Consider the following 18,570-nt stretch of genomic DNA (forward strand, 5'->3'; position numbering starts at 1 on the left):
GATCGGCAAAAATAAGCAAAACTTTACAGGATTTAATAGATTTTAGAGGAAATCCAGGAAAAGCAAGGAGTTAGCAGGACTTTCAAGCTTCAAAAAAACAGCTGGAAGTCAAATATATTTTTTATATGTAATGAGCTGAAAAAGGTGCTTCAGAATTATTGGAAAGAAAAATCAAGAGCGATAAAAAAGGCTCCCGAAGGAGCCTAGACTGAAAAGGTTAACAAGATATTTATTACTGACTACATGCATCAGGAACCAGGTCAGAGTCAACACTGGAGTCCACTGTACATTCCCAGCTACCACTAGTGTCTCTATTAAGAGTCACAACACCACGTGTTAAAACATAAGTACCATCTGTTGTTCCCGCTTCGAGCTTCGGCTTACCATCTTCTTCTGTATCACTCAAATTAGTAGCTGAACGCAGATCTCCTATTGAATCATCTTCACCAGAAAATATTGCTGCATCAACAGCTGTTCGAAACGAAGATACCCCTGAGTAATCAGCATTAACTTCGGCACGATCTACATAGGTCTGATACTGAGGCACTGCCACTGCTGCCAGGATGCCGATGATGGCAATAACCACCAGCAGTTCGATAAGGGTAAAGCCTTGTTGATTTGCTTTCATTTCTTGAATCTCCTTGGGTTCAATTCAATCTGAGAAGTCCAGCTTCCCTGCGGGAAGTCTTGAGCTTGCCTGGGAACTATGAAACACTTTGTAACCTAATGCAACCATGATTTCAATCAAATACATCAAAAAAATGCAGGCTGTTACCTAGTATTCGGGCTTGAGCCGGTGTCATAATCGGTTACGAAACCTCTGATTAGCTACTGCGCTTGGTGATGCGGCGTTGAAATTAACCTCAAAGTGCTCATTTACTCCACGTAAACTCCGCTTTTTCGGCCAATTTCGCCTTGCCTGACCTGCGCTCGTAACGTTAATCAGAGGCTTCTTGACAAACCTTTACTTTACTACCGCAAGGACTCTGGCTTTATGGTGGATGTTTCCAATCCTCATGTTCTCAGCTCTCTCTCCAAGCGCCTGATTCGCGATGGTTTGCTGGATGAAGGAGAAGCTCTCGCTGCGCAGGTCAAAGCCAAGGAGAATGGTCTGTCTTTCAGCCACTACCTGAACAGCACAGGTCATGTAGACAGCGATCAACTGGCCAATCTGATTGCTGAGGAATTCGGGCTACCCTATCTGGATCTGGAAGCCATTGATCCCAAGCAATTCCCCAAAAAGCTGGTGGAAGAAAACCTGCTGCGCAAGCATCAGGCTCTACCGATTCTATTGCGTGATAACCAGTTGTCTCTGGCTCTTTCCACGCCGACCAACCTGGCTGCCATTGATGAAATCCAATTCCAGACCGGGCTGATCATTAACCCGATTATTGTTTCCGAAACCAAGCTGCACCAAATTCTGGAAGCATCACTGGAAACCGACATCGGTTCTTTGGGGGATCTGGATGACTCCGAATTGGAAGGTTTGGAAGCTGGCAGCACCCAGGTTGAAGAAGAGCTGAGCGGCGATGCAGTGGGTGGCAAGGATGATGCACCTATTGTAAAGTTTGTAAACAAAGTGTTGCTAGATGCCATACGCCGGGGCGCTTCGGACATTCATTTTGAACCCTATGAGCACAGTTATCGGGTTCGCTGTCGTATTGATGGCATTCTGCATGAGATGACCCGCCCGCCCTTGTCACTGCGGGGCCGCCTTGCTGCACGTTTGAAGGTCATGGCCAAGCTGAATATTTCCGAGAGGCGTATTCCCCAGGATGGTGGCATCAAACTAAGGCTTTCCAAAACCCGGGCCATAGATTTTCGTGTGAATACCCTGCCGACCCTCTGGGGCGAAAAAATCGTTTTGCGGATACTGGATGCCAATGCCGCCAAAATGGGTATAGAGCAGTTGGGCTTTGAAGCCGAGCAACAAAAACTCTATGAGCAGGCCTTGGCCAACCCTCAAGGCATGATTCTGGTCACCGGCCCCACGGGCAGTGGTAAAACGGTTACTCTTTATACCGGCCTGAATCTGCTGAACTCGCCTGAGCGCAATATTGCCAGTGCTGAAGATCCGGTTGAAATCAATATGGATGGCATCAACCAGGTCAACATCAATACCAAGGTGGGGCTGGATTTTGCTTCGGCATTACGGGCTTTTTTGCGCCAGGATCCGGATGTGGTTATGGTGGGCGAGATTCGTGATATAGAAACAGCAGAAACAGCCGTCAAGGCCGCCCAGACGGGGCACCTGGTGCTTTCCACCCTGCACACCAACTCAGCTGCAGCCACTCTGAACCGTTTGATGAACATGGGGGTTCCAGCCTACAACCTGGCCGCTTCTGTACAATTGATCATAGCCCAGCGCCTGGCCAGGCGGCTTTGTCCGAAATGCAAAAAACCTTCCGAACTGCCTCAGGATACGCTGCTGGAGCTGGGCTTCAGCGAACAGGAACTGGCGGAAAACCAGATTTATGATGCAGTAGGCTGCAGCCAGTGCACCAAGGGTTACAAGGGGCGTTTGGGGATTTATGAGGTGGTCAAAATCACCCCGGAACTGGCAGATCTGGTGATGCATTCCGCCAGTGCCATGGAGATCAGTCGCAAGGCCCGTGAGCAGGGCTTTCCTGATTTGCGTCAGTCAGGCCGCAGAAAGGTTCTTGCCGGTCTGACCAGTGTCGATGAACTAACCCGCGTCACCATGGAATAGGCTGAAAAATTATGGCAGCAACCAAACCACCCAAGATCCATTTATTCCACTGGGAAGGAACCAATGCCCGGCGCGAAAAGATCAAGGGCGAAATTGAAGCCGAAGACATCAATCTGGTGCGTGCCAAGCTTCGTGAGCAGGGCATTTCACCCAAGCGGATTCGCAAAAAGTCCAATTTCTCCCTGGGTCTGGGTGAGAAAATCACGGCCCGTGATATCACTCTTTTTTCGCGCCAGCTGGCAACGATGATCAAGGCTGGTGTTCCGGTGGTTCAGGCTTTGACCATCACCATTGAAGGCCAGACCAAAAAGAAAATGCGTAACCTCTTGATGGATCTGCGTGATCAGGTTTCGGCAGGCACACCAGTGGCTCAGGCCTTGCGTCGTCATCCCAAGGTTTTTGATGATCTGTTTTGCAGCCTTGTGGAAGCCGGTGAAGCCTCGGGGGCCCTGGAAGACATGCTGGAACGGGTGGCTCTGTACAAGGAGCGCATGGAGTCGCTGAAAAACAAAATCAAAAAAGCGCTGTATTACCCGGTTTTTGTTCTGATCATTGGCATGGGGGTATCGGCTCTGCTGCTGGTCAAGGTGGTTCCGGAATTTGAAAAAATGTTTGCCGGTTTTGGGGCAGAGCTGCCGGCTTTCACCCAGATGGTGGTCAATCTTTCGCGGTTCATGCAGGAATGGTGGTGGCTGGTGTTCGGGACCTTGATCGGCTTGGTTTATCTGGTGAATTTCATGAAAAAACGCTCGGAAGCTTTTGCTTACCGACTCAGTAAATTCACTTTGCGTTTGCCCATTGTCGGCCAGCTTCTGCACAAATCGGCGGTCGCCCGTTTTTCACGCACCCTAGCAACCTCCTTCTCGGCAGGGGTGCCCTTGGTTGATGCTCTGGATTCGGCAGGCAGTTCAACCGGCAACCTGGTTTATCGTGGGGCGGTTACCCGGATGAAGGATGATGTTGCCACCGGCCAGCAGCTGAATTTTTCCATGCGCCAGGCCAGACTCTTTCCCACCATGGTGAACCAGATGGTGGCCATCGGTGAAGAGTCCGGTGCACTGGATACCATGCTAATGAAGGTGGCTGATTTCTTCGAGGAAGAGGTCAACACCATGGTGGATAGCATGACCAGCCTGCTGGAGCCCCTGGTGATTGCGGTATTGGGTGTTATTGTCGGTGGCCTGGTGATTGCCATGTACCTGCCCATTTTCCAGATGGGAAGCATCATGTAATGGCATGGCTGACGGGATTGGATGCCAGCCTCTGGCCTTTCTGGCTCTGGCTGGTTTTTGCTTGCCTGCTGGGGCTGGTGATCGGCAGTTTTCTGAATGTGGTGATCTACCGTCTGCCGTTGATGCTCCGGCGCAGCTGGGGTGAAACTGATCTGCCGAATATCAGCCTGGCCTGGCCCGCCTCCCACTGCCCTGCCTGTCAGGCCCCGGTGAATTGGAAACACAATCTACCGGTCATCAGTTGGCTGTTTTTGAAAGGGCGTTGTTCAAGCTGCAAAAATCCGATCTCGCGGCTTTATCCCGGCGTCGAACTGGCTGCAGGCCTGCTGACCCTGCTGATCGCCTGGCGCTATGGAGCCAGCTTTCAGGCACTGGCCTTGATGGGTTTTGCCCTGACCCTGTTGGCTCTGGCTGTGATTGATATCCAGACCCGACTGTTGCCGGATTTTTTGACCCTGCCCCTGGTCTGGGCCGGACTAATTTTTCACTGGCTTTATTCCACTCCGGAACTGTTCAATCAAGCCTTTGCCGGGGCGGTACTGGGCTACCTAAGCCTCTGGAGTCTTTACTGGGTATTCAAACTCCTGACCGGGCGTGAAGGCATGGGCTATGGGGATTTCAAGCTGCTGGCCGCACTGGGTGCCTGGTTGGGTGCTCCCGCACTGGTGCCGATTATTTTGCTCGCCTCGCTCTCCGGCCTACTGGTTGCCCTGATCATGAAGCTGCGTAAAGCCTGGGCCGGTCAGGCTCTGCCCTTTGGGCCTCACCTAGTGGTGGGTACGCTGGTGTTACTGCTCGGTGGCTGGGAAATTGCTGAACTGCTGATGCTGGACAGCTGGCTACTGATCACCAGCTGGGCTTTTACCCTTTAGCCACTTCATCAAGGCTGCGCAGGTGGCGCAGTTTTTCCGCAATTTTAATTTCCAGGCCACGTTCGACCGGCTGGTAGTAGTGAGTGCCCACCAGTTGTTCGGGGAAGTAGTTTTCTCCGGCGGCGTAGCCTTCCGGTTCATTGTGGGCATAGCGGTATTCTGCACCATAGCCCAAGTCTTCCATCAGGCCGGTGGGGGCATTGCGCAGGTGTAGAGGCACTTCATAACTGGGTGTGGATTTCACCTGCTTCATGGCTGCATTAAAAGCGTTGTAAACAGCATTGGATTTAGCGGCCACGGCCAGGTAAACCACGGCATGGGCAATGGCCAGCTCGCCTTCCGGGCTGCCCAGGCGGGTTTGCACATCCCAGGCATTCAGCGCCAGTTGCAGACCACGCGGGTCGGCATTACCAATATCTTCGCTGGCCATGCGCACGACGCGGCGAGCAATATACAGAGGGTCACAACCGCCATCCAGCATCCGGCACAGCCAGTAGAGAGCAGCATCCGGGGCCGAGCCACGTACTGCTTTGTGGAGGGCGGAAATCTGGTCATAAAAGGCTTCGCCACCCTTATCAAAGCGTCTAAGGCTTTCCTGCACCACCTCGGCAATGGTTTTTTCAGTGATCTGCCCGTTTTCAGCCAGATCAGCAGCTATTTCCAGAAAATTAAGAGCCCGGCGCGCATCACCGTCGGCGGCTCTGGCCAGCACGGCCAGGGTTTCAGGATCAGCCTGCAGGGACTGCTGACCCAGGCCTCTTTCCGGGTTGGTGAGTGCCAACTCCAGAAGATCCTGCAGTACATCTTCACTCAGGGATTTGAGTACATAAACCCTGGCGCGTGACAAGAGTGCAGAATTGAGTTCAAAAGAAGGATTTTCAGTGGTGGCCCCGATAAACACAAAGGTGCCGTCTTCAATGTAGGGCAGAAAAGCATCCTGCTGGGACTTGTTAAAGCGATGCACTTCATCAACAAACAAAAGAGTCGGTTTGCCAGTGAACTGCTGATGTTCCTGAGCGGCAACCACGGCAGAGCGAATTTCCTTGACCCCACTCATGACCGCAGAAAGACTGGTGTAGCGCAGCTCACCCTGCTCAGCCAACAGACGCGCCAGGGTGGTCTTGCCAACTCCCGGCGGCCCCCAGAAAATCATCGAGTGGAGCTGCCCTGCCTCCAGTGCCTGGCGCAGGGATTTATCGTCACCCAGTAGATGGTCCTGACCCACAAATTCAGCCAGATTGCGTGGCCGCATCCGGGCGGCCAGAGGCTGCCAGCTCGGGCGTTGAGTGGAACTGAACAGATCGTCGGACATATTATTCCTGGATCACATCAATATCGTCAGGAATGACAAAATCAAAACCGGAAGGTGACAGCGGCTGATTGTATCTGGGATTGATCAGATCAACACGGGTTTGCTGACCCAGACTGTCTTCCAGGCTGATGGCCGTGATCTGACCCTGCTGAAAAAACAATTGCAGCTTCTCAAAGAGACTGTCACCCGCCCGAGGCACCAGGGTGAAAACCTCTTCATCAGAATTTTTCTGGTAATCAACCTGAAAGTCCTCGGTTAGATCAGCCGTCTCCCCGGAAAGGATCAGGGCCGGTGTATGCGCCATTCGCTGATCCAGCTGTTGGACAGTGACCTGTTCCAGACCCGGATCATAAAGCCAGAGGGTTTGGCCATCTGAAACCAGAACTTCCGGGAAGGGTTTACGGGTTTCCCAATGGAAGCGACCCGGCTTCAAAAGGCGCATCTCACCTTCGGTTTGCTGAAGTCTTTGACCACTGGCGTCCAGAATCTTCTGATCAAACTCTGCTTCCAGGCTCTGCAGTTCACTGAGGTAACCCTGCAACCTGGATTCTGGAGAAGCTGCAGACAAGCCAAAGCTGAACAGCAGCAGGAAGGCAGCGATCAATAGGGATTTGTAGGACATGTTATTCCTTAAAACGAGTGATTTTATTGGTTGACCAGCAGTTCGCGTTGTCCATTGGCCTGAAGCGGTGAAACCAGGCCCGCTCTCTCCATGGCGTCCACCAGACGCGCAGCCCGGTTATAACCGATTTTAAAGCGCCTTTGCACTGCTGAGGTCGAAGCCTTGCGGGAATCGATGACGAAGGCCACGGCTTCATCATAGAGGGGATCATTTTCGTCATCTTCATCACTGGAACCTTCTGCCTCCAATCCGGCCAGGCTTGCAGCTTCGACCTTGCCATTGAGAATAGATTCCTCATAGTCCGGTGTTCCCCTCTGTTTCCAGTCCTCTACAACCCGATGCACTTCATCATCATCGACAAAGGCACCATGAATGCGTTCTGGCTGAGGCGCTCCAGTGGGCAGGTAAAGCATGTCCCCATTACCCAGCAGTTGTTCGGCCCCGCTTTGATCCAGAATGGTACGGGAATCTATTTTACTGGATACCTGAAAAGCCACCCGGGTGGGGATATTGGCCTTGATCAGGCCGGTAATCACATCCACGGAAGGGCGCTGAGTGGCCAGAATCAAATGAATACCGGCGGCCCTGGCTTTCTGGGCCAGGCGGGCGATCAACTCTTCCACCTTTTTGCCGACCAGCATCATCATGTCGGCAAATTCGTCAATCACCACCACGATATAGGGCAGGGTTTCCAGGTATTGAGGGTCGCCGCCCGCTTCAGGGTCAACCAGAGGATCAAGGACTTTACCCCCTTTACGGGTGGCTTCCTTGAGCTTGGCATTGAAACCGGTGATGTTTCGGACCCCCAAAGCAGCCATCAACTGGTAACGTCTTTCCATTTCCGCCACGCACCAGCGCAAGGAATTGGCCGCTTCTTTCATATCCGTGACCACCGGGGCCAGCAGATGCGGAATGCCTTCATAAACGGACAATTCCAACATTTTCGGGTCAATCATGATCAAGCGCAGCTCTTCGGGTGTGCGTTGCAGGAGCAGGGAAAGCAACATGGCATTCACGCCCACCGATTTACCCGAACCTGTGGTGCCCGCCACCAGCAGATGGGGCATTTTCGCCAGGTTGACCACCACCGGCTTACCGGCAATATCCTGGCCCAGCGCCAGTGGCAGTGGGTGTTTATCCTGGGTGAAGGCTTCATGATCCAGGACTTCGGTCAGACGGATCAGGGCACGCTTGGCATTGGGCAGTTCGATGCCAATGGTGGATTTTCCGGAAATGACTTCCACCACCCGGACACTGGGCACTTTCAGGGCACGCGCCAGATCCAGGGCCAAGTTTGCGACCTTGCTGGATTTCACTCCGGCGGCCAGTTCCAGTTCAAAACGGGTGATCACCGGCCCAGGGTGGGCATCCACAACTTCGGCTTTAACACCAAACTCGATCAGGCGCTGTTGCAAGAGCACCGCCAGGGATTCCAGCTCCTGTTGGGTGAAACCGGCTTCCTGGGGCTGGGTGGCGTCCAGCAATTGCAAGCCGGGCTTTTCACCCACGGGAGCCTGCGGAAGGTGGTTTTTGGCCGGTTGTAAATCCTGGGCGGTCAACAGGCGGGGCTCTTCCTCCACTTCGTCGCTGTCGTCTCTGGGTTCATCCGGCTCCAAACGCGGTTCGTAAAGCTCACGGTTCACTGTTTTGCTGGACTGGGGAATCTGGGGCAGTTTGTTCTTGATGCCTTCCAGCCAGCCGGGTGAGTCGGCCTGGTTTGACTCAGCTTCCTCGCGGTAGTAATCCTGTTTTTCCTGACGGCGCAGCTGTTCTGCCTGAAGCAGGGCATTCCGGGCTTTTTCACCCAGATCCACCAGAAGATGGCCCAGTTCATCCATGATCATCAACCAGGACCAGCCGGTAATCAGGGAAAAGCCAGCGAAACAGGCGCTCAAAAAAACCAGGGTAGCCCCCAGGTGACCCAACATGGGTGCCGCCAGACTGGCCAGGCTTTCTCCCAGGATACCGCCTGCACCATAAACCCAGCTGACCTCTTCGTCGTAAAAGTGCAGGGCAGCAATACCGGCCACACCCACCAGCAATAACATCAGACCGGAAAATCTCAGCGAAGGTATAAAAGGGTCCCATTCCTCCTGCAACCAGGGACGCCGCAGGAGTTGAATAGCCAGGTGCAGGATCGACAAGGGCAGCAGCCAGGCCGCGGCCCCGGCCAGGGAAAAAAGCACATCAGCCAGCCAGGCACCCGACAAGCCCATCAGGTTGGTGGCCGCTTGCTGCGAAGTCATGTTCCACCCCGGATCATTGGCGTTGAAGCTGAACAAGGCCAGCCCCAACATCAACCCCAGCAAGGCCAGCAGCAGGGCAGCAGCTTCATGCAAGGCTTTGCGTAAGCGATGCGCCAGATGGCTCACTGAATCACTTTTGGAGGGCTTTTCCTGATCACTCACTTGCTCTTCCCGATCGGTTGACTTGTTGGTAAAGATTCCAGGCCTTATGATAACTCATAGACCCACAAAGAACCTGCTTCTCTTCACAGCTACAGGCTGAGTTATGCTCGAAATTTGGCAACTGGATGACAAACTCTGGTTCCCTGCTGTTCACCTGGCATTGGATGAGCCTAACGGCCTTCTGGCTTTTGGTGGCGACCTGAGTGCCGAGCGCCTGTTGCTGGCCTACAGCAAAGGTATTTTTCCCTGGTTCAGTGAGGGCGAGCCCATTCTTTGGTGGTCGCCCGCTCCCCGCATGGTACTCTTTCCCGAGCAGATTAAAATCCATCGCAGCCTGCGTAAACGCCTGAAACGGGATGATTTTCAAATCACTTTTGACCAGAATTTTTCCCAGGTGATCCACCTCTGTGCCCAGCTCCGGCAAAACCGTGAAGGCACTTGGATTACACCGGAAATGCAGGCCGCTTATATTGAATTGCACCAGCGCGGTTTTGCCCATTCGGTCGAGGTCTGGCAAGATAATGAGCTGGTCGGGGGCCTGTATGGACTGGCTTTGGGCCGGGTGTTTTTCGGTGAATCCATGTTCAGTCGCGTCAGTGATGCTTCAAAAGTTGCCTTGGTGGCTTTAGCTCAGCGCCTGGAAGAGTTAAACTTTCAGTTGATTGATTGCCAGGTCTATTCACCACACTTGGCAAGCCTGGGAGCCAGAGAAATCGAACGGGATGAATTCTTACGCCATCTAAAGCAAGGAGTTGAAGTGTGACCAGCCATACACTGGGTGAGCAAGCTTTTTCACTGCGCTTTTATCAGACCATGCCGCACACTTGCAGCTATCTGCCCAACAGGGAGGCCACAACCCTCTTTCTCGACCCGCAACAAACTTTAACCCTGAAAATCTATGACAGCCTCAGCAAGGTAGGTTTTCGCCGCAGCGGACGCCATCTCTACCGACCGCATTGCCAGAATTGCAATGCCTGCAAATCCGTTCGTATTCCCGTAACTGAGTTCAAGCCCAGCCGCCAGCAACGCAAAATCTGGAATCGCAATCAGGATCTGACAGCCTGGGTGGTGGACACTCATTTTACCGACGAATACTACGCACTTTACGAAAACTACCTGGAAGCACGACACGCGGACGGGGATATGTATCCGCCATCAGTTGATCAGTTCCGCAGCTTTCTGCTCTTCAGTGAACCCTGGGCAAGGTTGGTGGAGTTTCGTGACCCGGATCACCGACTGATGGCTGTGGCGGCCATGGATCGTTTGTCCGAAGGCCTCTCTGCCATCTATACCTTCTACTCACCCGAAGAAAACCGCCGCAGCCTGGGTGTTTATGCTGTACTCTGGCAAGTCAACCTGGCCAAAAAGCTGGGCTTGCCGCATGTCTATCTGGGCTACTGGATCAAGAACTGCCAGAAAATGAGCTACAAGCAAAACTACCAACCCTTGGAAATTCTCCAGCAACAGGAATGGGTTCGCTTCTCGCCCCCAGATTAGCCAACGGCTATTTTTTTGCTCTTTACTGAGAAATCAGGCAAAATACTCGCGATTTTTTATTCTGGCAAAATTTAATCAGCCAATTCAGAGGTTCTTACCGAATGGCAAAAGAAGACCATATTGAAATGGAAGGTGTCATCATTGATACCCTTCCCAACACCATGTTCCGTGTCGAACTTGAAAACGGCCATGTGCTGACTGCTCATATTTCCGGAAAAATGCGTAAAAACTATATTCGCATTCTTACGGGCGATAAGGTCAAGGTTGAACTGTCTCCCTATGACCTCACCAAGGGCCGCATCACTTACCGCGCCCGTTAAGGAAGTCAGACAACAAAAAACCCGCCGCGGCGGGTTTTTTGCTTCCTGTGAGATCTCTCCAGTGCCTCAGACGGCACCCTCCTCCTCTTCAGCTTGAGCTGCAGCTTCAAATTCCAGCTTCAGATCTTCACTGTCCTTGGATTCAACCGTGACATGCACGGTGCCGCCATTTTCCGACAGCTCTCCAAACAGGATGGCTTCCGCCATGGGCTTCTTGATTTTCTCCTGAATCAGGCGCGCCATGGGTCGGGCCCCCATGGACTGGTCATAGCCTTTTTCAGCCAGCCAGGCACGGGCTTTCTTATCCACTTCAATAACCACCCGCTTGTCATCCAACTGAGCTTGAAGCTCGACCAGGAACTTATCAACCACATTATGGATAACTTCAGTATCCAGGGCCTTGAACTGAATGGTGGCATCCAAGCGGTTACGGAACTCTGGAGTAAAGAAGTTGCGCAAGGCTTCCATCCCATCCGTGGAGTTATCCTGCTTTTTGAAACCTATGGAGCGCTTGTTCAAGACTTCCGCACCGGCATTGGTGGTCATCACCAGAATCACATTACGGAAATCGGCTTTGCGGCCATTGTTATCCGTCAGAGTACCGTGATCCATCACCTGCAGCAGCAGGTTGAAGACTTCCGGATGAGCCTTTTCAATTTCATCCAGCAACAGCACACAATGCGGGTTCTTGGTAACAGCCTCGGTCAAAAGACCGCCCTGGTCATAACCCACATAACCCGGCGGAGCACCAATCAGTCGTGATACCGTATGTCTTTCCATGTATTCCGACATGTCAAAACGCACCAGCTCAATACCCAGAGTTCGCGCCAGCTGTTTGGTCACTTCGGTTTTACCCACACCGGTTGGCCCGGCAAACATGAAGGCACCAATGGGTTTCTCCGGGGCTTTCAAACCGGCACGGGACAACTTGATGGCATTGGACAGGGCTTCAATGCCTTCATCCTGACCAAAGACCAGCATTTTCAGATCCCGCTCCACATTGCGCAGCACTTCCTTGTCATTGCTGGAAACAGTTTTTGGAGGAATCCGGGCAATTTTGGAGACGATAGCCTCCACTTCAGCCATGGTAATAACACCTACACGCTGATCTTCAGGCAGCAGCTGCTGATAGGCGCCCGCTTCATCCACGACATCGATGGCCTTGTCAGGCAGGTGGCGATCATTGATGTAACGAGCCGCCAGACGCGCAGCCGTTTCCAGTGCCTGGTCGTCGTAACGCAGTTTGTGATGTTCTTCAAAACGGCTTTTCAGACCCTTGAGAATGGCAATGGTGTCTTCCACACTGGGCTCGACGACATCAATTTTCTGGAAGCGTCGTGCCAGCGCACGATCCTTTTCAAAAATGCCGCGAAATTCCTGGAAGGTGGTGGAGCCAATGCAACGCAACTCACCACTGGACAGCATGGGCTTCAAGAGGTTGGAGGCATCCATGACGCCACCTGAAGCCGCACCAGCACCGATGATGGTATGAATTTCATCAATAAACAGGATGGAGTTTTCCTGCTTTTTGAGTTCATGCAGCAGGGCTTTGAGACGCTTTTCAAAGTCGCCGCGATATTTGGTTCCGGCCAGCAGGGCACCCAGATCCAGCGAATAAACGATGGCATCGGCAATGACATCAGGCACCTCACCATCAACAATCCGCTTGGCCAGGCCTTCAGCAATGGCGGTTTTACCGACACCGGCTTCACCCACCAGCAGAGGGTTGTTTTTGCGGCGACGCGCCAGTACCTGAATGGTGCGCTCCACTTCGTGATCGCGCCCAACCAGCGGATCAATGCGGCCAATACGCGCCTGTTCGTTGAGGTTGGTGGCAAAGCTGTGCAGAGGATGGTTGGAAGCCACTCCTTCAGCCGCTTCCTCTTCCTGTTCGTGGCCCAGCATATCGCGATCCTGTTCGGGATCATCCGCCACCTTGGAGATGCCGTGAGAGATGTAGTTGACCACATCCACTCGCGCCACATCCTGTTGTTTGAGGAAATAAACCGCCTGGCTTTCCTGTTCGCTAAAGATGGCAACCAATACGTTGGCACCGGTCACTTCACTTTTGCCCGAGGACTGAACATGAAAAACAGCACGTTGCAGGACACGCTGAAAGCCCAGTGTTGGCTGGGTTTCGCGATCCAGATTATCATCGGGAATCACCGGTGTGGTGGCATTGATGAAGTCGTTGAGATCCTTGCGGATACTACCCAGATCAGCACCGCAGGCTTTCAATACCTGGGCAGCTGATTCATTGTCCAGCAGAGACAAAAGCAAATGCTCCACTGTCATAAATTCATGGCGTTGGCGCCTTGCCAGGGTGAACGCCTCATTCAGCGTGTGTTCTAGATCTTTGCTTAGCATGAGCCTACCCTCACTTACCCGCCTGGGAACCAGTCGTTGTTTTCACTAGCTACGGACACCTGTCTGCAGCCGCTTTACTCCGCCACTTCTACGTTACACATTAATGGATGCTGGTTCTCGCGAGCGAAATCGACCACCAGCGCTGCTTTGGTTTCTGCAACATCCCGGGTAAAAACCCCACAAGTCGCTTTACCTTCAGTATGCACGGCAAGCATGATTTGTGAAGCTTTTTCCATGTCCATATAAAAAAACCGGATTAACACTTCAACCACAAACTCCATCGGTGTAAAGTCGTCATTCAGCATGACCACCTTGTAGAGAGGTGGCTTTTTCACCTGAGGCTTGGCTGTCGCCGTTGCCAGCTCTTCATCATCCCGCTGATCAAACTCATCATCTTTTGATGCTCTTGAACAGGAAATCCTGCCTGATGCCAACATCTGTGACTTCAACTGCTAACCCTCTTAACGTGAGTGCTCTGTTTGTTCTACCTTAACTTAGTCATTTGTTGCTGGCATAAATTCCATCCCAGCCCACAAATGCTTGTTTATTCACCTGCATTACTAAGAAAATAGGGATGTTTTCATGAAATCACAAGTAAACACCCCAAAAAAACCACTATTGAGAAAACCATGAGCGATCTGTACCTCTTTTACAAGCCCTGGCAGGTGCTGTCCCAGTTTACCGATGACAAGGGACGCCCTACCCTTTCGGACTATATCAAGGTTCCCGATATCTATCCGGCCGGTCGCCTGGACTTTGACTCCGAGGGGCTGCTGCTGCTCACCGGTGATGGCGAACTCCAATCGCGTATCACTCATCCCGAATTCAAGCTGCCCAAAACCTACTGGGTACAGGTGGAAGGCCAGATCACCCAGGAAGCCCTGCAAGAATTAAGCCGGGGTGTGGAACTGAATGATGGCAAAACCCGGCCATCCAAGGCACGCCTGATGCCTGAGCCCCAACTTCCGGAAAGAGCCGAACCTGTAAAGCCGCGTCCTGGCAAAGGAACCAGTTGGCTGGAAATCACCTTAATCGAAGGCCGTAATCGTCAGGTCAGACGTATGACAGCGCATGTTGGTTTTCCGACATTACGCCTGCTACGCTGGTCAATCGGTAGCTGGTCTTTACAGCACATGAGGCCCGGCAAGTTGAAACTCACTCAGGTTCACCTGCCGACCAAAGAACGCAAGGTTGCCCTGAAGCCCCGCAAAAAAGGCATTAAAAAGGAGTCATGATGAGTCGCTGGACACCCAACGTCACTGTTTCCACGCTGGTCTACCATGACGGGCGTTTCTTGCTGGTTGAAGAGTACGATCAGATTTCCCAGCCGGGTAAGCCGGTACTCAACCAGCCAGCCGGGCATCTGGAAGCGGACGAAACCCTGATTGAAGCCGCCGAAAGAGAGACGCTGGAAGAAACCGGCTGGCTGGTCGAAGTGCATTCTTATCTGGGTTTGTATATCAACACGGCCGTCAATGGCATCACTTACCACCGCCATTGTTTTATTGCCCGCCCTCTTTCCGAGGTGCCGGACGCCGTTCTGGATGAAGGCATTATTGGCCCCCGCTGGCTGACTCTCAGCGAACTTCTCGCAGAAGATCAAAAAAACCGTTTGCGCAGCCCCATGGTGCTTCCCTGCTGTCAGGATTATCTTGAGGGGCAAAGCTACCCTCTGGAGCTGATTAAGGACTTTCGTTAGGGTATAATGGTTCTTTTATAACCAGCGGAGCCTTTTGTGCCTCAGGCAACTTCCATGCAGTCCCCCGATCCTGCTTCCACCCGCGTTATCGTCGGCATGTCCGGCGGTGTCGATTCTTCTGTCTCTGCGCTTTTACTGAAGCAGCAGGGCTATCAGGTCGAAGGCCTGTTCATGAAAAACTGGGAAGAAGACGACGGCACCGAATACTGCACAGCCAAGGAAGACTATGCCGATGCCCAGGCCGTTTGTGACAAGCTGGGCATCAAGCTGCATGCCGCCAATTTTGCAGCTGAATACTGGGATTTTGTGTTTGAACACTTCCTGGCCGAGTACAAGGCAGGACGCACACCCAACCCGGATATCCTCTGCAACCGCGAAATCAAGTTCAAGGCTTTTCTGGAATACGCCCAGGTGCTGGGCGCCGACCTGATTGCCACCGGCCACTATGTTCGCAAGGGTCGTGATGACCAGGGCAAGGCTTTGCTTCTGCGTGGCCTGGATAACAACAAGGATCAAAGCTACTTTTTACATGCCGTTGGGCACCGTGAAATTGACTTGACTCTTTTCCCGGTCGGCGAGCTGGAAAAACCGGAAGTACGTCGCCTGGCCGAAGAACACGATCTGGTGACCGCCAAGAAGAAGGATTCCACCGGCATCTGCTTTATCGGTGAGCGGCGTTTCAGTGATTTCCTCAAACGCTACCTGCCCGCCCAACCCGGCAAAATCATCACCGACCAGGGTGAAGTGATCGGCGAACATGCCGGCCTGATGTACTACACTCTGGGCCAGCGTCAGGGTCTGGGCATCGGAGGCGTCAAGGGCTATCCGGATGCACCCTGGTTTGTCGCTGCTAAAAATCTGGACACGAATGAACTCACTGTGGTTCAGGGCGAAGACCACCCTCTGCTGTTTACCGATGGTTTAATCTGCTCGCCCCCTGACTGGGTGGCCGGTCAGCCTCCTGCAAAAGCCTTTTCCTGTACAGCCAAGGTTCGCTATCGTCAGGCTGATCAGGAGTGTCAGGTTACCCTGCTGGATAGCGGGCAGTGCCAAGTCACCTTTACTCAACCCCAGCGGGCCGTGACACCCGGTCAGTCGGTGGTCTTTTATGACCGGGATGTTTGCCTGGGCGGTGGTGTCATTGAAGAAACTTTTTTACAAGGGGACTTGTGAATGAACAACCTGGATGCAAGCAAGCGCCAAACCGTTGCCCTGGCGGGCGTATTGCAAGCGGCCCAGCTGGTGCATGAACTGGCCGGTCGGGGTCTGGTGGATCAACATACCTTTGAAACCAGTATCAGCAGCATTCTGGTGACCAACCCGGAAAGCACGGAAGACATCTATGGCGGAGATCTTTTCAACCTCCGCCCCGGTGCCCGTGCTCTGCGCAAAATCCTGCTCAAGGAAAAAGATGTTCACCCCAACATCATGCGCTATGCCGTGGGTATTCTGGTTTTGCAAACCAAGCTGATGAAAGACAATGCCATGCTGACCGCTCTGGGTGAACGCCTGGATGCCATTCAGGCCCAGGCCCAGCATTTCAGCCCCACGCATGAAAACGTTCTGGCCGCTCTGGCAGGGCTTTACCAGGATACCCTGAGCACCTTTTCTTTTCGGGTTCAGGTTCAAGGCGACCCCCAGATACTGCAACAGCAGGGCAATGCCGATAAAATCCGTGCCTTACTTTTGGCTGGCGTACGTTCTGCCATGCTCTGGTCACAAGCTGGCGGCAAACGCTGGAAATTGATTTTTGCCCGTAAGCGCTTACTTCGGGATCTGGAAGAGCTGGGATTCAGGGCTTGATACCTTCAAGTATTGCGATCTGGGTGCTACTGCAGATCAGACACAGCTGCTGAGCCAGGTACAGGCGCTTTTGCAGAGGAGTTTTCACCCAACCCTTTGTATTAAGTTTGAACGGAAGAGCCAAGACAAGGCCCGGCAGAGGTCTGGTTTTTTCAGAGCGCGTACAGATACCTTTTGCGACTGATAGCGACTTAGGACTCAGGGGGCAAGGTGTTGCTTACTTCAGGCTGTCTGCAACAGGACGTTGCAGCCAGAGCTTACAGGGATGTATTCACGCGTCCTGAAGAAGTACACCTTGTCACCAGCTACAATTTGTATTTAGAACCTACTGATAACCAACTGGAAAATTTCATGTCTCTTGAGCAATTAACCACCCTGACCGCCATCTCCCCCGTTGACGGTCGCTATGGCAATAAAACCGCAGCCCTACGTGAGCACTTTTCCGAGTACGGCCTGATCCGTGCTCGTGTAGAAGTCGAAGTACGCTGGCTGCAGCGCCTGGCCGAGCACCCTCAGGTGACGGAGGTGCCTGCACTGACTGAACAGGCCAATCAATTGCTGAATGACCTGGTGACTAACTTCTCAGTGGCCCATGCTGAAGCCGTGAAGGCCCATGAGCGGGTGACCAACCATGACGTCAAGGCGGTGGAGTATTTCATCAAGGATAAGATCGAAACCCTGCCCGAACTCAAAGCCATCACTGAATTTGTGCATTTTGCCTGCACCAGCGAAGACATCAATAATCTGTCCCATGGCCTGATGCTCAAGGGTGGTCTGCAAAAGGTTCTGCTGCCGGAGATGCGCCAGGTGGCCGAGGCTTTGCGTGCCCTGGCTCATGCCAATGCGGAAGTGCCTCTTCTGTCCCGCACTCACGGCCAGACGGCCAGCCCTTCAACACTGGGTAAAGAAGTCGCCAATGTGGTTTACCGCCTGGAACGTCAGCTTGAGCAGATTGAAGGCCTGGATCTGTTGGGTAAAATCAATGGTGCCGTGGGTAACTACAACGCCCACCTGAGTGCCTACCCTGAAATTGACTGGCAGGCCAATGCCAAGACCTTTGTGGAAAGCCTGGGCCTGGGCTGGAACCCCTACACCACTCAGATCGAACCCCATGATTACATTGCCGAGTTGTTTGATGCTCTGGCGCGTTTCAATACCATCCTGATCGACTTTAACCGCGATGTCTGGGGTTATATTTCTCTGGGTTACTTCAAGCAAAAAACCGTGGCCGGTGAAATCGGTTCTTCCACCATGCCACACAAGGTCAACCCGATTGATTTTGAAAACTCCGAAGGCAATCTGGGCATAGCCAATGCCCTTTTTGATCACCTGGCCGCCAAGCTGCCGATTTCCCGTTGGCAGCGTGATTTAACCGATTCCACGGTTTTGCGTAACCTGGGGGTCGGCCTGGGCCACAGCCTGATTGCCTACCAGTCCAGCCTGAAGGGTATTGCCAAACTGGAAACCAATCCCCAGCGTCTGGCGGATGATCTGGAAGCCGCCTGGGAAGTTCTGGCAGAACCCATTCAAACCGTGATGCGTCGCTACAATATTGAAAAACCCTATGAAAAACTCAAGGAACTGACCCGCGGCAAGACCATCAACCAGCAGGCCATGGCCGAGTTTATTGAAACTCTGGCCATTCCTGAAGAGGCCAAGGCAGAGTTGAAAAAGCTGACTCCTGCTTCCTATCTGGGTAATGCCATCGCTCAAGCCAAGGCTATTTGA

General features: G+C 52.9%; 17 protein-coding genes. 11 read left to right on the forward strand and 6 right to left on the reverse strand.

Annotated elements, in window-relative coordinates; genetic code table 11:
* Positions 1–232: 232 nt before the first annotated feature.
* Positions 233–628, reverse strand: coding sequence for a prepilin-type N-terminal cleavage/methylation domain-containing protein (locus tag LG323_RS05430; RefSeq protein WP_404419727.1), 396 nt, complete (start codon positions 626–628; stop codon positions 233–235).
* A 366-nt stretch (positions 629–994) separates the two neighbouring features.
* Here LG323_RS05430 and pilB point away from each other — a divergent pair, with 366 nt between their 5' ends.
* From pilB to LG323_RS05445, 3 genes are read left to right on the forward strand one after another with little or no spacing between them, the layout of a single operon-like run.
* Positions 995–2,710, forward strand: coding sequence for a type IV-A pilus assembly ATPase PilB (gene pilB, locus LG323_RS05435; RefSeq protein ID WP_404419729.1), 1,716 nt, complete (start codon positions 995–997; stop codon positions 2,708–2,710).
* A gap of 11 nt (positions 2,711–2,721) precedes the next feature.
* Positions 2,722–3,942, forward strand: a complete 1,221-nt coding sequence (locus LG323_RS05440; RefSeq protein WP_404419731.1) for a type II secretion system F family protein — start codon at positions 2,722–2,724, stop codon at positions 3,940–3,942.
* Positions 3,942–4,814: a prepilin peptidase gene (locus tag LG323_RS05445; protein WP_404419733.1), complete on the forward strand. Its 873-nt coding sequence runs from the start codon at positions 3,942–3,944 to the stop codon at positions 4,812–4,814. The genes LG323_RS05440 and LG323_RS05445 overlap by 1 nt, the downstream gene beginning before the upstream one ends.
* Here the strand turns inward: LG323_RS05445 and LG323_RS05450 are convergent.
* The 3 genes from LG323_RS05450 to LG323_RS05460 are packed head-to-tail and all read right to left on the reverse strand — an operon-like array spanning position 4,804 to position 9,156.
* Positions 4,804–6,126 carry a replication-associated recombination protein A gene (locus LG323_RS05450; protein ID WP_404419734.1) on the reverse strand — a complete coding sequence of 441 codons (1,323 nt, stop codon included), beginning with the start codon at positions 6,124–6,126 and terminating at the stop codon, positions 4,804–4,806. The genes LG323_RS05445 and LG323_RS05450 overlap by 11 nt on opposite strands.
* Before the next feature lies 1 nt (position 6,127).
* Positions 6,128–6,748, reverse strand: a complete 621-nt coding sequence (gene lolA / locus LG323_RS05455) for an outer membrane lipoprotein chaperone LolA (protein ID WP_404419736.1) — start codon at positions 6,746–6,748, stop codon at positions 6,128–6,130.
* 23 nt (positions 6,749–6,771) lie between these two features.
* Positions 6,772–9,156 (reverse strand): DNA translocase FtsK, encoded by a 2,385-nt coding sequence (locus tag LG323_RS05460; RefSeq protein WP_404419738.1) that lies wholly within the window; start codon positions 9,154–9,156, stop codon positions 6,772–6,774.
* A gap of 103 nt (positions 9,157–9,259) precedes the next feature.
* On the opposite strand from LG323_RS05460, the gene aat reads away from it, so the two are divergent.
* The 3 genes from aat (at position 9,260) to infA (ending at position 10,973) form a co-directional block, all read left to right on the forward strand.
* A complete protein-coding gene (gene aat, locus LG323_RS05465) occupies positions 9,260–9,919 on the forward strand; it encodes a leucyl/phenylalanyl-tRNA--protein transferase (RefSeq protein WP_404419740.1) in 660 nt (219 codons plus the stop codon).
* Positions 9,916–10,653, forward strand: a complete 738-nt coding sequence (locus LG323_RS05470; protein WP_310697922.1) for an arginyltransferase — start codon at positions 9,916–9,918, stop codon at positions 10,651–10,653. The genes aat and LG323_RS05470 overlap by 4 nt, the downstream gene beginning before the upstream one ends.
* A 101-nt stretch (positions 10,654–10,754) precedes the next feature.
* Positions 10,755–10,973: a translation initiation factor IF-1 gene (infA, locus tag LG323_RS05475; protein WP_027849523.1), complete on the forward strand. Its 219-nt coding sequence runs from the start codon at positions 10,755–10,757 to the stop codon at positions 10,971–10,973.
* 66 nt (positions 10,974–11,039) lie between these two features.
* Here infA and clpA read toward each other — a convergent pair whose 3' ends face one another.
* Complete coding sequence (gene clpA, locus LG323_RS05480; protein WP_404419743.1) at positions 11,040–13,340, reverse strand: ATP-dependent Clp protease ATP-binding subunit ClpA; 2,301 nt, start codon at positions 13,338–13,340, stop codon at positions 11,040–11,042.
* A 74-nt stretch (positions 13,341–13,414) separates the two neighbouring features.
* Entirely contained in the window at positions 13,415–13,777 is a 363-nt protein-coding gene (gene clpS / locus LG323_RS05485) for an ATP-dependent Clp protease adapter ClpS (RefSeq protein WP_404419745.1), read from the reverse strand.
* Positions 13,778–13,969: 192 nt separating this feature from the next.
* Here clpS and LG323_RS05490 point away from each other — a divergent pair, with 192 nt between their 5' ends.
* From LG323_RS05490 to purB, 5 genes are all read left to right on the forward strand, one after another.
* Complete coding sequence (locus tag LG323_RS05490) at positions 13,970–14,575, forward strand: pseudouridine synthase (protein ID WP_404419747.1); 606 nt, start codon at positions 13,970–13,972, stop codon at positions 14,573–14,575.
* Entirely contained in the window at positions 14,572–15,039 is a 468-nt protein-coding gene (locus tag LG323_RS05495; protein ID WP_404419749.1) for an NUDIX hydrolase, read from the forward strand. Before LG323_RS05490 ends, LG323_RS05495 begins: the two co-directional genes overlap by 4 nt.
* 54 nt (positions 15,040–15,093) lie before the next feature.
* Entirely contained in the window at positions 15,094–16,212 is a 1,119-nt protein-coding gene (gene mnmA / locus LG323_RS05500) for a tRNA 2-thiouridine(34) synthase MnmA (protein ID WP_404420111.1), read from the forward strand.
* The gene (gene hflD / locus LG323_RS05505) at positions 16,213–16,842 is read left to right on the forward strand and encodes a high frequency lysogenization protein HflD (RefSeq protein WP_310697510.1); all 630 of its coding nucleotides are present in this window, start codon (positions 16,213–16,215) and stop codon (positions 16,840–16,842) included. It begins immediately after the preceding gene.
* 351 nt (positions 16,843–17,193) lie between these two features.
* On the forward strand, positions 17,194–18,570 hold the full coding sequence (gene purB, locus LG323_RS05510; protein ID WP_404419751.1) for an adenylosuccinate lyase: 1,377 nt from the start codon (positions 17,194–17,196) through the stop codon (positions 18,568–18,570).

The sequence above is a fragment of the Marinospirillum sp. genome (assembly GCF_044810985.1).
Classification (GTDB): Bacteria; Pseudomonadota; Gammaproteobacteria; order Pseudomonadales; family Halomonadaceae; genus Marinospirillum.